The sequence below is a fragment of the Bacillus salipaludis genome (assembly GCF_004358205.1).
Genome location: NZ_SMYO01000013.1, coordinates 38,296 through 52,809, shown reverse-complemented (window position 1 = coordinate 52,809; position 14,514 = coordinate 38,296). Strand labels below are relative to the sequence as shown.

Below are 14,514 nucleotides of genomic sequence, written 5' to 3'. Positions count from 1 at the left end.
AGGAATGAAAAATCATCATCCTTGTTGTTTTTAAAAGAAGAGAAAAGACTAATTCTAGATTTTACTCGAATTTATTATTATTAATGGGCACTCACTAAAAGTGAGTGTTTTTTATTATATGAACTATATTCTTAATCCAGGGAAAGCCACTGAGGCTCTCCCTTTATCCTTCATCCCATCCGGGACCCGAGTCTATAATTAAACTAATGCACTTTCTTGAATTTCAATTCCACTGTTCATGAACATTTCTATGTCTTCTTTGGTATTTGAAATGCCGCCTACACCAAAATTCTCAATTAAGAAGTTCGTTACGTTTGGTGATAAGAAAGCTGGTAATGTTGGTCCAACGTGAATATTTTTCACACCTAAGTAAAGTAAAGCTAAGAAAACGATAACCGCTTTTTGCTCATACCATGCGATATTGTAAGATAACGGTAATTCATTTACACTTTCTAATCCGAATGCATCTTTCAGCTTCAATGCAGTCATGACTAGTGAGTAGGAATCGTTACATTGACCGGCATCAAGCACCCTTGGAATTCCGTTGATATCACCTAAATCTAGCTTATTGTATCGATATTTAGCACAACCGGCAGTTAAAATGATCGTATCTTTCGGAAGTTCTTCGGCAAACTCTTTATAATAAGTTCTGCTCTTATGGCGGCCATCACAGCCAGCCATTACAAAGAATCGTTTAATATCACCCTTTTTCACAGCTTCTACAACTTGATCAGCTACTTGTGCTACTTGATTATGCGCAAATCCTCCAACAATTTCACCTTTTTCAATTTCTACTGGTGGTTGGCATTTCTTTGCATGCTCAATTATAACGGAGAAATCTTTAGTACCATCTTCATTTTTAGGAATATAGGTTACATCCTGGACAGCAGTTGCACCAGTTGTATACATTCTTCCTTTATAAGATTCCCTTGGTGGTACAATACAGTTTGTTGTCATTAAAATTGGACCGTTAAAGCTCTCGAATTCACGAGTTTGTTCCCACCATGCATTTCCGTAGTTACCGACAAAATGGTCATATTTTTTGAATGCTGGGTAATAGTGCGCTGGAAGCATTTCACTATGTGTATACACATCTACTCCCGTGCCTTCCGTTTGTTTTAAAAGTTCTTCCATATCTTTTAGGTCATGACCGCTAACTAAAATTCCCGGATTTTGACGTACACCAATGTTTACTTTTGTCATCTCAGGATGACCATACGTTGATGTATTTGCTGTATCTAATAGCTCCATGGCATGAACACCGTACTTTCCACATTCCATTGAAAGTTCGATCAATTGTTCCATACTTACGGAATCATCTGTAATCTTTGCTAGTGCTTTTTGCATAAACGCATTTAGCTCTTCATTTTCATAGCTTAGATTTGCTGCATGCTCTAAATATGCTGCCATTCCTTTCAAACCGTAAGTCACTAACTCTCTTAATGAACGAATATCTTCATCTCTTGTAGCTAAAATACTAACTTCTTGAGAAGCAGATTTCATTTCAAGCTCATAATTGGTTTCACGATACCAAGTGACAAAGTCGCTATTATTGTCTAATGTGTACCCTGCATTTCTGATTGCCGCTTTAATTTCTTCCCGGAGCTTTAGTCCTTCTCTTACTGTATTAAAAAATTCATTTTTATCCCAATTTGCATTTGTAATCGTCATAAAGAGGCCATTTATGATAAACTGATCAGTTTTCTTTTGATTAATCCCGATTTCACGGGCCATTGTATTCACAATCGCTAGTCCTTTAATCGTGTAAATCAATAAATCTTGCATATTTGCTAAATCATCTTTTTTTCCGCATACTCCAACAACTGTACAACCTGTTCCTTTTGAGGTTTCTTGACATTGAAAACAAAACATACTCATTTTAATTTCCTCCAGTGAATGATTGAATAAGTATCATAAGCAATTAGCGATATAATCAACGTGTTTACATCGTTATTGTAAATTCATTTATTATAAATTTGGAGTGCTTTATGGATCTGTTCACAAACAAGCCAAAAAGATTTGAACACTTCGTGACAAAAAAGACAAGTGGATGCGGTTTGCATTAAACGCCTAGTTGAATTTTTGGGCCGTTTTAAATGATGACCCCAATCAGGAAAAATATTTTCATTTTGGAGATATAGAGGCCGTCTTTGATGGTGACAAGATCCCCTTTTTAGGTGGATGGACTCAGCGAAACTGAAAGGAAATTCAAATTTAAAAGCCCAATTTCTCAGTAAATTGAGAAATTGGGCTTTTTTCGTTTCTCCATTAATGGATCTCTTTAGTAAATCTTCTGTTTATTTATTATTTCTAGTAACTGGGGAGGATGTCCAAGATTTATGGAATAATTGCAAATTGTTTAGATTTTTTACAACAGAATCGAAGGTGCAGTTCATCACGAGTCAAAATAATCAGTTGCAAACGTGCGAAATGTTTGTGCAGCAGTCGATAAGTATCGTGTTTCCACCCAATTCAACCCAATCACTCTCTCGCAGACAGGTTCTCTGATCTTCAATTTTACAGGTAAGTTGCTATTGTTTTCTTTCCACCAATGGGCAGGAATAAAAGCGGTTCCCAATCCTAATTTCACCATGTCGAAGATAACTTCAGCGTCGTTACATTCAAACGCGATATTGGGGATGAAACCGGCTCGATTACAAAATTCGATAGTTAAATCACGGAGAGCGTAGTCTGCTGTAAGACTGATGAACTTATCGCTGGCAACTTCACAGAGATTAATTTGGTCACGATTTGCGAGTGGATGTTTGGTAGGAACAGCCAGGTAAATGTCTTCCGTTAACAAGGGATTACAGCAAATGCCAGGTTGATGGAGGGGCGGTGAGGAGATACAAAAATTAATTTCTCCATTTACAAGGTGATGTTGTATCTCCTTTGTTGGGAATTGTAATAGCCTAATATTGACATGAGGGTATTGTGACAGAAACGCACTGATAAGATCCGGTAACAAGCGTGTGGTGGTCGTGCCCAAATGAACAACCCCATTTTCAAGGCCTGCCATGTCAAGTAATTCACGGTTTGCTTCTTCCAACTCAGTAAAAACACGATTAACTCGGCAAAGGAATGCTTTTCCGAATGGGTTCAGCCTGATTTGCTTCCCTTGACGATCAAATAAGGGGACGCCTAAAGACTTTTCCAACCTGGAGATTGTTTTGCTCAGTGATGGCTGAGCGATATGCAGTTGTTCTGCAGCTTTCGTCATATGCTCCATACGGGCAAGAGTTTGAAAATATCTTAACTGGAGTAGATCCATATTTATCGCCTTCCTTTATAGCTTAGAATCTATCGATATATAGAAAATTATGTATTTAACTTTATAAAAAATCAAGTGTACAATCATATAAAAGATTTAAAATGACTAAATTTTCAATCACTTTAAATTGAATCTAATGTGACTTTGATGAGTAAAGCGGGAGAAGCCACTTTTCAAACATCAGTTGAAAGAGCACTGCATGACACTGATACGTATTCAAAGGGAAATCCTGGATATGAAAGGTTCTATATATAAGCGACCTGGAATCAAAGTGTTCATAGAATTGGATGCAAAGTGGTAATAGAGATTTGTTTTTACCAATATTTCCGGATGATATGTTTTGGCAAACAACAATATAGCGCCAATAGGGGAGTTAGAAAATTAAAGTAAAAGAAAGCGGATACATCCCTGCTGTAGGTAAAGAACAACTAAGAATTTACTCATAAAAAATCTTTGAGAAATATATTTTCAGGGGCACCAACTTGATAATCCTTTCTAACAGGGAATCAAGCTATATAAAGTAATACTTACTAAAAAATGGAGGCAAGATATCAATGGAATTATCAGGGAAAGCGAAATTTAATTATTGTTCAGAAGTCGTTTGGGAAGCGATGCATGATCCAGAATTGCTGAAGAATGCCATCCCAGGATGTCAAAACTTAAACTTGGTTGGAGATGGTAAATATGACGTTGAGCTTAAGCTTGGTGTAGCAGCTGTAAAAGGGGACTACACGGGTAAGGTTAAATTAGAAGACGTCCATGTACCATCTCATTATATCTTGACTGCTGAAGGTAGTGGGAAGCCAGGATTTGTTTCCGCGAAAATGGATTGTAAAATTATACCTGAAGGAAAAGGCTGTCAATTAATTTGGGAATGCAATGCAGATATAGGAGGAATGATTGCTGGGGTTGGAAGCAGGGTCATCGGAGGTATTGCCAAATTCATGGCCGGTAAATTCTTTAAAGATATAGAAAAACAGCTAAATGTTCATCAAAACATTTAATGTATAGAAATTCAAAGTGATTTAGTATTTTATTCCGAATGGAGGGATTCCTATGAAACCAGCAAAGTTTAATTACCTTCGACCTTCGAGCATAGAAGAAGCCGTACAATATTTATCCGAATACGGGGAAGATGCGAAAATCATATCTGGTGGCCAAAGTTTGATTCCTCTATTGAATATGAGGCTTTCAACACCAAAATACTTAATCGATTTAGGAAGAGCTGAGGGGTTAGGCTATATCCGAGAAGATGGAGAATTCCTCGTTATTGGAGCTTTGACCAAACATTGCGAAATAGAAAAATCTGAATTGGTTAAAGAAAAGTGTCCATTATTGTCGGAAGCAATCCGGTGGGTAGGCCACGCACAAATTCGTAATCGGGGAACTGTTGGTGGAAGTATCGCCCATGGTGATCCATCGGCTGAATTACCATGTGTGATAACGGCTTTAAGGGGAGAAATTGTTATTGCCGATGCAAATGGTGAAGAAGTCTTTTGTCCTGAAGAATTTTTTCTTACTTATATGCTTACTTCGCTACAGCCAGATCAATTGGTTAAGGAGGTTCGTTTCCCCATTACAAAACCATCAAGCGGTTCTGCATTTGTTGAAGTAGCGAGAAGACATGGGGATTTTGGACTTGTCGAAGTGGCTGCAGTCGTTGATTTAGATGCGGATAGTCGTTTTTTAAGTGTCAATTTAGCCATTGGCGGTGTAAATTCTGTTCCTACACCATTAGAGGATGTGGAGAAACTTCTAATCGGCAAAGAGGCGTCCGAGGAAATATATGAAGAGGCGGGTAATCTAACAATGGAAATTGTTGAACCGGAATCTGATCTTCATGGGACTGCCGAATATCGAAGAGAACTTTCTGGAACTATAGTTATTCGTGCATTAAAGCAAGCAACCGAACGTGCACAGGGAGGCGGAGGATTATGATAGAAAAGGTTAAAATAAACCTAAAAGTTAACGGTCATCATATCGATAGAGAGGTAGATCCTAGACTGCTGCTGTCAGATTTTATTAGGGAGAACTTGTTACTTACTGGAACGCATGTCGGCTGTGAACATGGAGTTTGCGGGGCTTGTACAATTCATTTAGATGAGGCCCCCGTTCGCTCATGTTTAGTGCTTGCTGTTCAAGCAGATGGCTGTGATGTCAAGACAGTGGAATCACTTATGCAAGAAAATGGTGAACTTAATTACTTACAGCAAGCATTTTCAGACAATCATGCATTACAATGTGGATTTTGTACACCAGGTTTCTTGATGACCGTTTCTAGTTATTTAGAAGAAAACCCAAATCCCAGTGAAGAGGAAATAAGAGAATGTATTTCTGGGAATCTATGTCGCTGCACTGGATATTCCAATATTATAAAAGCTGTGAAGCAGGCTGCTCAAACTGTATCAAATTAGGGAGGGAAGACGGATGACAAAATACGTTGGTCAAAGTATTAGGCGAAAAGAAGACTATCGACTAGTGACAGGTACAGGACAGTTCGTAGCTGATATCAAAATGGCAAATATGGCGGAAGCAGTCTTTGTTCGCAGCACTCATGCCCATGCCATCATTAAAGAGATTGATATCACTGAAGCGAAGGCTTTAGATGGTGTCTACGCCATCATTACTGGACTTGAAATAGACGGGAAGATCAAGCCTCTTGTCCAATTTGAATCACATAGTGCTCTGCCTCCTAATGTAGAGAAGGAAATTAATCCGACAATTCGTTTTTGTTATGAAGACGTCCTAGCTAAAAAAAAGGTAATGTATGTAGGGCAGCCAATTGCAGTCATTGTCGCAGAAAATCGGTATATTGCTGAAGATGCAGCGGATTTAATAAAAGTCGAATATGAAACAATACCAATCGTTGTCGATCCATTTAAGTCATTGGAAAAAGACGCGCCGTTGATTCAAGATCATCTTGACGGAAATATTCAAGCGGAATTCCGGGTGACGACAGGAGATGCAGATCAGGCTCTTAAAGATGCAGAGCATATCCTAAAGGCAAGGATTAAAACCCCAAGGGTTTCTTCTAACCCGTTAGAGACGAGAGGGGTCGTTTCAACTTATGATGTTCGTACCAATCAATTACATGTTTACTCATCCACACAACTTCCTTTTGAAGTAAGAACCTATATGGCTAAATGTTTAGGTCTAGTTGAACAAAGCATTCGAGTAACAGCCCCAGATGTTGGGGGAGGTTTTGGTCCTAAAGGTGGAGTTCATCCTGAAGAAATTATCATTCCATATTTATCTAAATTGTTGAAGAGACCAGTCAAATGGATCGAAGATCGATTAGAACATTTAACAAGTGCCCGTCATTCAAGGGATCAAATCCATGATGTAGAAGTGGCTTATAAACAGGATGGGACAATTGTTGGAATAAAAGATCAGTTCATTATAGATTGCGGTGCTATGAATTATTTTGGTTTAACATGTGCTTACAACAGTGCCTATCATTTGCGAGGTGCTTATAAAATACCAAACTACGATATTGGTTGCCAGATTGTCCTAACGAACAAAACACCAAATGTTCCATTTAGGGGGGCGGGAAGACCAGAGGTAGTTTTCGTTATGGATCGAATTATCGATATGGTAGCTAGAAAACTAAAAAAAGACCCAGTTGAAGTTATGAGAAAAAACATGATTCAAGCGGAAGAAATGCCTTACGACCAAGGGATATTGATAAAAGATGGTGCTCAGTTAATTTATGATAGCGGCGACTATCCTGCTGCACTAGAACAAGGCTTAAAAATGGTCGATTACGAAGGCTTCCGTGTACAACAAAAAGAATGGAAGAAACAAGGTAAGCTTGTTGGAATAGGTATTTCTTCTTATGTGGAAGGAACAGGGGCAGGTCCATTTGAAAGTGCTTATGTAACTATTGACAGTACTGGTCAAGTAGTAGCCCATCTTGGGGCATCCCCGCAAGGGCAAGGGCATGAAACCGTATTCTCCCAAATATGTGCAGATGAGTTAATGCTAAGCCCAGACAACATTACTATTAGGGTCGGAGATACGACAAATCTGGCTTATGGAGCTGGAACGTATGCGAGTAGAAGTGCGGTAAATGCAGGATCAGCGATTCAAGCAGCATCAGCGAAATTACGCGAAAAAGTATTAGCTGTCGCAGCTGTCATGCTGGAAGTGGATCCTTCGGATTTACAAATGGTGGATGGCAAAGTTTTTGTTGAATCTGCACCTAAAAAATATGTGACCTATAAGGAAGTTGCGAATGCAGCACGTCCAGGGTCCAGATGCAAGGTGCCTGATGGAATGGAACCTGGCCTACAAGTCACACATTACTTTGTTCCGCCAACTGTTACGTTTGCATCGTCTGTCCATATTGCCATGGTAGAAGTGGATAAGAAAACGGGTTTTGTTGACTTGAAAGGTTATAGCGTGGTTCATGATGCAGGAAAGGTCATCAACCCAATGATTGTAGACGGACAAGTTCAAGGGGGGATTGCTCAGGGAATTGGTGCAGCTTTATATGAGGAAGTCATATACGATGAAAAAGGCCAACTCTTGACTGGTTCTTATATGGATTATTTATTGCCAACATCGATGGAGATCCCGAATGTAGAAAAAGGCCATCAAGAATTCCTATCAACCAGAAATCCGCTAGGTATTAAGGGAGTTGGAGAAGGTGGAGCCATTTCGCCGCCTGCTGCTATTGCGAATGCTGTTGTAGATGCACTTTATCCTTTAGACATTGCAATTAATCAACTGCCTATTAGCCCTAGTAACCTTCGTCAATGGATTAAGGAAGCAGAACGTAAACAGGATAAAGTTGAAATAGGTTGAGATGTGTTGTGTAAAAAAATTAAGTATTCATTGTCATTAGAATATACCCTATGCGAAAACAGAATAGTAGACAATCATGAAAGCAGAAGGTTTAAAAAGATTTATATCTAGATACTGTAAGTACTGATTATAAAACAATTCATGATGATAGGGGAAAATATATTGAATAACTTTAATGCTCAAACAATCATGCCGACTAAAAAAATGACAAAAATTCGCTGGTTTTATATCGCTTTTCCATTACTCTTGCTTTTTACCGTTTCCATGATGGATAAAGCAAACATCAATATTCTGCTTGCCAATAAGCCTTTTTTGCAAGACTTAGGCATTGATGGAAATCTTGTAAAAGGGACACTTAGCAGTATATTTTTAGTAACCTATGCATTTGGTCAATTAGCCTGGGGTTTCATTATTGACAAGATTGGTGCGCAACGCAGTGGACTTATTGGAATCAGCCTCTGGGCATTTGCCATGGTTTTGGGGGGAATAGCTGATTCTATTAGTATGATTTTATGGTCTAGGGCTTTATTAGGAATAGGTGAAGGCGTCCTTTATCCAATGGCTCTCAAATTAACTTCAAACTGGTTCCCGTATAATGAACAAGCTAAAGCGCAAACCACCTGGTATAGTGGGAATGCATTTGGCCCAGTCCTCGGACTTCCTCTCATTGCGATCATAGCGTCTGCATATGGTTGGAGGGAAAGTTACTTTATACTTGCAGCGATTTCAATCGTATGTTTAATTTTATTTTGGATTATGGCAAGAGATAATCCAGCTAAGCATTATGCAGTTAATCAAACAGAGTTTAACTATATTCAAAGCAATCAAAAAGTGGAGGTAACTATTACTGGTAATAAAGGAAGCATCAAAACTGTACTTATAAGTCCTTTGTTTTGGATTTTAACGATTGTTTATTCTTGTTTTTCTATTGGATATTATGGAATTTCAACCTTTTTACCTAGTTACTTGACAGAAGAAAAAGGAATAGACTTTGTAAATTCAGCGGTCATCAATGCTGGGGGGTTCGCTTTAGCTATTGTTGTACAAATGGTTACTGGGTATTTCTCCGATCGGTTCATGAAGAGGGCTGTTTTTGTTGGTGGAGCAGGCGCACTTATCATTGTATTTATGCTTTTATCCCTTTTTACGACAAACAGTACAGTTGCGGCCATCCTGAGTATTTTACTAATAGGTCTTTTGTTTATGCCAGCAGCTTTGACGATGACAATGCTTCACCGTGTAGCGTCGCCAGAAGTAATGGGAAGTATCAGTGGTATATTCGGATGTTTATCGTATTTAATCGCAGCATTGGGGCCGATGATTGTTGGTATATTCAGTCAAATGAGTGGTTCATATAATGGTGGTTTTATCGCTATTTTATGTTTCATTGCCCTTTCACTTTTCTTAAGTGTTTTCTTAGTTAGAAAAGGATTTTAAAAGATAAGCGAAAAGAGGAGAGAGACAAAAAGGAAATCTGATTTTTTGTCTCCCTCTATCTTCATAATATTAGGGATTATCATTTTTTAGCAGGTGGGAGGAGTAATGTGTGTCAAGGTTACAAGAAATGAAAGATGTATTAAGAAATATCAGATTAGCATGGAATCGTAACCAAAAAGCAGCCATAGTCATTCAAATTGGCGTAAAGGGTTCTGCATACAGACTTCCAGGAACAAAAATGATGATGGCATCGGACGGACAAATGTTCGGAACAATAAGCGGTGGGTGTTTGGAAAGCGATTTATACGGCTGGGCAGAAAAAGCTATGGAAATGAATTCTCCTTTAACACACAAATACGACTTAAGCGAAAATGAAATTTGGGGTTTAGGAATAGGATGTAAAGGTAATCTTGAAATGCTGATCCTGCCCGTTGATCGAAATGATGAATTCTGGGTTAAAACCGACCAAGTCGTACAGAAAGGACAACACTTTACACTTGTATTGGAAATCCCTACGGGAAACAGGTTGTTAGTTGATAAAGACGGCCATTTCATTGGAAATCACGAGAGTGTGCCTCTTGAAGTTATTGAAAAAGCAAAAACTGTGATGGATACGCAAACTCGTGCAGAAATAGTAGCTTGTGACGGAAGTAGATATCTAATTGATGCCGTTAAACATAGTGAACACTTGATTGTAGCAGGAGCAGGAAAGGATGCAGTACCCGTTGCAGATTTGGCAGCTAAAGTTGGCTTTTCTGTCACAGTCTTGGATTCACGTGAAGATTTCAATAATTCTCGTTTATTTCCTTTAGCTTCGCATTTGAAAAAGAGCCCTGAGGAAATCGACCCTAATGATGTCACTGATTCATGGTGGGTGATTATGAATCATAACCAGGCTTTGGATGAAAAAACCCTACAACTTGCTTTAAAAAGTGACCCGCGATACATTGGTGTTCTTGGTCCAATCTCTCGTACAGAAGAAATGCTGATCAATATTGGACAAAATTTTTCCAGCGGACCAATTCGCTCACCACTTGGTTTGGATATAGGAGCTGAAACGATGGAAGAAGTGTCTTTAAGTATTGTATCGGAACTAATGACAGTTAGAAACGGGAGAAATCCTAGGCCTTTGCATGGTAAAGTGAAAATTCATGCATAAAATTGGTGCAATCATACTCGCTGCAGGTATGTCTAAACGAATGGGAGAACCTAAACTATTACTATCCATACAAGGCAAACCTCTTTTTCGTTACGTCCTTGGACCAGTCGTTGAAAGCTCTTTGGAGCCGATCATCTTGGTTGCCGGTAAATATATAGAAGAAATCAATCAACATACTGTGGACTATCCAGAAATAAAGATAATTTTTAACCAGAATTATGCTGCGGGGATGTCCACATCTTTAAAGCTGGGAATCCAATCTATCAAAGAACATGTGGATGCCGTTATGATTTTCCTTGCGGATCAGCCTCTTGTTTCTAGTACCGTCATACAATCTTTAATGGAAAAATATGAAGCAAATAGAAAAGAAGGAATTCGGATTGTCCGCCCAGAATATCAAGGCAAATTAGGCCATCCGGTATTAATGGATGCGGAATTATTTAACGAATTCCATACAATTGAGGGGGATAGTGGCGGTCAAAGCATTATAAAAAAATATAAGCACGTAATGAAGATTGTTTCATTTGACAATCCAATGTGGGGAGTGGATGTTGACACACCTGAAGACCTCATGAAGATGAAACAGTATTTTGATTCAGAACATAATGAGGAGTGAGAAATGGGATTAAATCGTTACAACGTCGTCATTATTTCACTCATAATCATGAAGTTTCTAAACAACGTATTCTATTCGAATGCAATCGAAGTTATAAGACTAATTAGGAGAACAACATTTATAGAAGAAACTCGTGAAAAATAGCCTTTACTCATAAAGAGCAAAGGCTATTTTTCAATGGAAAAGTGAATTTTGCAGAAATGAAGCTTAAAGGGAAATATCCACTACGAGGCCGACATTTTGTTAAACTATCAGGAAGTATTCTACGAAATAAAATCATTTATTTAAAACTTTGTGGAAGGTATATTCAGAAAGTATTTATTATATTGGAGACTTTAAGAATTGAATTGGTAAAATATAAGAATTCATCTATTTCCGGGGTGGAGCTATAAACTTAACCTTTTTGCTTTTTGTTTTGAAAAATCGTTTAGGTCCGAGGCCAAGGGCGGATAAAAGGATTAGGGACACCAGTTTTTTTATAAAACTATCATAAAAATATTAAATGTCATGATCACTCCGCTTCTGAGTTTGTTGTGTCTCTGCACTCCCAGCATTCCGCTCGATTCCTCTCCATAATAGATAATTCCTCTCCGCAAGAAATACAAAAATCCATTAACAATCCCCCTTTCCGTGTTATTTATTGAAAACCCACAACTTAATATAGTAAATAAGTTTGTAGGGTAATTATAACACTTAGTTTTCTGAAAAAAAAGAAAATAAACATATAAATTAAGTTTCATAAATTGCAATCAGATTACTGTGCCATCTCGAAGGAAAGTAAAATCTAAAAAATACAACTTTAGATTTTTAGGAGATAACTAGGGGGGAGGGATATAAATAAAAGTGATAGAGCTAATAACATGTGAGTTCTTTCTTTAGAAAAGATAAGATATTTGAAATTGGAAAAGCGCATAATATATTCATTGAACTTAGTCCGAAAGTGATTGCCCAGTTCAAAAAATACAAGACTTTAAAAGTTTTCATTTCTTATGCTAATCCTCACTAAAACACAACAATTTTAAAGACTTTTATTAATGTAAATGATTCAGAAGAATTGACTGTAATAACAAATTGGCTACTTTTTCTAGGTGGGGATATCAAGATTAGGGAAGTGACAGAAGAAATCTTGGAAGGTATACAAGAGAGATTATGCTTAGTCTGCCCATAGGCAGTGTCAGTTAAAACCAAAAAAAAGTCTTATATTCTTTTATTTCTTTTGCTAAAGCATCTATCTATTCCTCAAACGTTAGATAGGTGCTTTTGGTGTTCTATAAGCATTTTACTGTACATTTCTAAGGTTAAAATATGACTATGACGATATAAGGTTCCCTGAAAAGGATTCCGTACGGCTGCTACTATAAGTTTTTTGCTGTTGTTTCAGCCCACTTATGAGAATCACTTTTACATAACTCATTGATTTTTGATAAGTTATTTTCGGTAGATGCCAGTACATCGTTAGATATATGGTACTTTAATAAAGTTTTAAAGAACCTCATTCCATTTTGATGCTTACCGCGTTGATTATTAGCAGTAAGCCAAAAGAAGAATCAGTAAATTTAGATCCTACAATAAACGCTAAATAAGAAAAACGGAAAAATTTAATGCAAACCATATGGTTCTAATAGTAACCGGGTAGCATTTTTAAACGGCTTAACTATTTCAATTATTCTATTAACGAAAAAGTAAAAAAGCGTAAATTACAGGTTGGTGCGAGTAATAGAGAATTTAATCTTTTGATGAAACCGTGTCAATCAATGCTCCAATAACTTCCTTCCAAATTAAACCTTTTGCGGAGGCATTTATTTTTTTCTGGGTGGAAAGAGTAAAAATTTTTGCAATATTTTTGATAAATGGTTAAAATAAAATGAAACACCGTTGTTTATTAAGTAACAAATTTGGTGTGAAAGAAATAAGTTACACCGTTTAAAAAAGAGTTAAAATCTAAAACTTGTGTATTTCAAACAGAAAGGTGGTAAGAAATGAATGGAAACAAATTTAAAAGCAAATAATGTTTGTTCGTTAACTAAAGTCCTTGCATTGGCTAAGCAAAATCAATTTGCTGTCGGTTCATTTACTCCTAGAGCTACAAAAATGATAGCTCCTATTCTTAGAGCGGCCAAAGAAATGAATTCTGCAGTTATTGTTCAGACTTCTGAGAGGGAGCAAGAACGATATGGAATTAATTTAGAGGAATTTAGTAGAGAGTTTTATCGTGTTATTCAAGAGGAGAATATTAAAATCCCTGCTGTATTACATTTAGATCATACGAAGGACTTCAATGTAATTTCGGAAGCTATCGAAGTTGGTTTTACATCCGTTATGATTGATGCATCAGAGCAACCATTTAAGAAAAATATCGAGATAACAAAAAGGGTTGTTGAGTATGCACATTCAAAAGGCGTAACAGTTGAAGCTGAATTAGGCAAAATTGGGACAACTGACTTTATTGAAACAGACGTTGATGAAGAGCTATTTACAGAACCTGAAGAAGCAAAACAGTTTGTTGAAGAGACAGGAGTTGATGCATTAGCGGTTTCTGTAGGGACTTCACATGGGGTCTATCTTGTTAAAGATCCAAAAATTGATATTGAGCGTTTAATTGAAATTCGTGCGTTAACATCTGTACCATTAGTGTTACATGGCGGTTCGGGCATTCCATCAGAAATAATTAAGAATGCAATTCAAATTCCTAGCGGTGGAATTAGTAAAGTGAATATTGCAACAGATTTAGAACATGCGATGATAAAAGCTCTAAATAGAGAAAATTATGTTACTGAAAAGGAGTGGTCTGAACTACCTACAGTAACATTAAATTTAGTTCAAAAGGTTGTTCAAAACGTAGTAGAAGATAAAATTGAAAACTTTTTAATTAGTAACGGTAGTGCTTCATACTATGTTTAAGAAGTCACATTACATGAAAATAGTAACCTACTTTAAACTGTAACTCCCCATATTTCCGGGACATTTCAATTTAATTTTTTTGTAGTCCCCTGGGTGTGATGAGTGGGGGCTATTTTTTAACCATAAAATAGATCTACTTTCCATTTTGCTCCATACTGGCGTCCGTGATATTAAGCTCATCGCATAGCTTCTTTAACTTTAACTTAGAGTGGATGTCTTTTTATCGTCCACTACTTAATGAAGGTTGACTTAAAAGGGCATGAAAGGTGTTCTTTATGGGGTCATACCTTCTTTTTAATTTATCGGAAAATATAAATTTTGAAT

Annotated in this window: 10 protein-coding genes and 1 pseudogene; 9 read left to right on the top strand and 2 right to left on the bottom strand. The window is 37.3% G+C overall.

Annotation, left to right across the window (positions count from 1 at the left end; translation table 11 throughout):
- Positions 1–198: 198 nt before the first annotated feature.
- Positions 199–1,872, bottom strand: coding sequence for a hydroxylamine reductase (gene hcp, locus E2K98_RS22910; protein ID WP_208025411.1), 1,674 nt, complete (start codon positions 1,870–1,872; stop codon positions 199–201).
- 523 nt (positions 1,873–2,395) lie between these two features.
- Positions 2,396–3,271, bottom strand: a complete 876-nt coding sequence (locus E2K98_RS22905; protein ID WP_133338316.1) for a LysR family transcriptional regulator — start codon at positions 3,269–3,271, stop codon at positions 2,396–2,398.
- Positions 3,272–3,825: 554 nt separating this feature from the next.
- Here E2K98_RS22905 and E2K98_RS22900 point away from each other — a divergent pair.
- The 9 genes and pseudogenes from E2K98_RS22900 to E2K98_RS22860 all read left to right on the top strand — a co-directional run bounded on the left by E2K98_RS22900 (position 3,826) and on the right by E2K98_RS22860 (position 14,190).
- The gene (locus E2K98_RS22900) at positions 3,826–4,275 is read left to right on the top strand and encodes an SRPBCC family protein (protein ID WP_133338314.1); all 450 of its coding nucleotides are present in this window, start codon (positions 3,826–3,828) and stop codon (positions 4,273–4,275) included.
- A gap of 52 nt (positions 4,276–4,327) precedes the next feature.
- On the top strand, positions 4,328–5,209 hold the full coding sequence (locus E2K98_RS22895) for an FAD binding domain-containing protein (RefSeq protein ID WP_133338312.1): 882 nt from the start codon (positions 4,328–4,330) through the stop codon (positions 5,207–5,209).
- Positions 5,206–5,685 carry a (2Fe-2S)-binding protein gene (locus E2K98_RS22890; RefSeq protein WP_133338310.1) on the top strand — a complete coding sequence of 160 codons (480 nt, stop codon included), beginning with the start codon at positions 5,206–5,208 and terminating at the stop codon, positions 5,683–5,685. Before E2K98_RS22895 ends, E2K98_RS22890 begins: the two co-directional genes overlap by 4 nt.
- Before the next feature lie 13 nt (positions 5,686–5,698).
- On the top strand, positions 5,699–8,077 hold the full coding sequence (locus tag E2K98_RS22885; RefSeq protein ID WP_133338308.1) for a xanthine dehydrogenase family protein molybdopterin-binding subunit: 2,379 nt from the start codon (positions 5,699–5,701) through the stop codon (positions 8,075–8,077).
- Between the two features lie 162 nt (positions 8,078–8,239).
- Positions 8,240–9,514: an MFS transporter gene (locus tag E2K98_RS22880; RefSeq protein WP_165976353.1), complete on the top strand. Its 1,275-nt coding sequence runs from the start codon at positions 8,240–8,242 to the stop codon at positions 9,512–9,514.
- A 109-nt stretch (positions 9,515–9,623) separates the two neighbouring features.
- Positions 9,624–10,673, top strand: a complete 1,050-nt coding sequence (locus E2K98_RS22875; protein WP_133338305.1) for an XdhC family protein — start codon at positions 9,624–9,626, stop codon at positions 10,671–10,673.
- Complete coding sequence (locus E2K98_RS22870; RefSeq protein WP_133338303.1) at positions 10,666–11,289, top strand: nucleotidyltransferase family protein; 624 nt, start codon at positions 10,666–10,668, stop codon at positions 11,287–11,289. The genes E2K98_RS22875 and E2K98_RS22870 overlap by 8 nt, the downstream gene beginning before the upstream one ends.
- Positions 11,290–12,202: 913 nt before the next feature.
- Positions 12,203–12,457 (top strand): annotated as a pseudogene (locus E2K98_RS31800) (helix-turn-helix transcriptional regulator); the annotation flags it as partial.
- 815 nt (positions 12,458–13,272) lie between these two features.
- On the top strand, positions 13,273–14,190 hold the full coding sequence (locus tag E2K98_RS22860; protein ID WP_133338301.1) for a class II fructose-bisphosphate aldolase: 918 nt from the start codon (positions 13,273–13,275) through the stop codon (positions 14,188–14,190).
- Positions 14,191–14,514: the final 324 nt, after the last annotated feature.

Bases quoted from the DNA above. Each gene is read 5' to 3' on its own strand.
- hcp (WP_208025411.1), bottom strand. From the start codon at position 1,872: ATGTTTTGTTTTCAATGTCAAGAAACCTCAAAAGGAACAGGTTGTACA.
- E2K98_RS22905 (WP_133338316.1), bottom strand. From the start codon at position 3,271: ATGGATCTACTCCAGTTAAGATATTTTCAAACTCTTGCCCGTATGGAG.
- E2K98_RS22900 (WP_133338314.1), top strand. From the start codon at position 3,826: ATGGAATTATCAGGGAAAGCGAAATTTAATTATTGTTCAGAAGTCGTT.
- E2K98_RS22895 (WP_133338312.1), top strand. From the start codon at position 4,328: ATGAAACCAGCAAAGTTTAATTACCTTCGACCTTCGAGCATAGAAGAA.
- E2K98_RS22890 (WP_133338310.1), top strand. From the start codon at position 5,206: ATGATAGAAAAGGTTAAAATAAACCTAAAAGTTAACGGTCATCATATC.
- E2K98_RS22885 (WP_133338308.1), top strand. From the start codon at position 5,699: ATGACAAAATACGTTGGTCAAAGTATTAGGCGAAAAGAAGACTATCGA.
- E2K98_RS22870 (WP_133338303.1), top strand. From the start codon at position 10,666: ATGCATAAAATTGGTGCAATCATACTCGCTGCAGGTATGTCTAAACGA.
- E2K98_RS22860 (WP_133338301.1), top strand. From the start codon at position 13,273: ATGGAAACAAATTTAAAAGCAAATAATGTTTGTTCGTTAACTAAAGTC.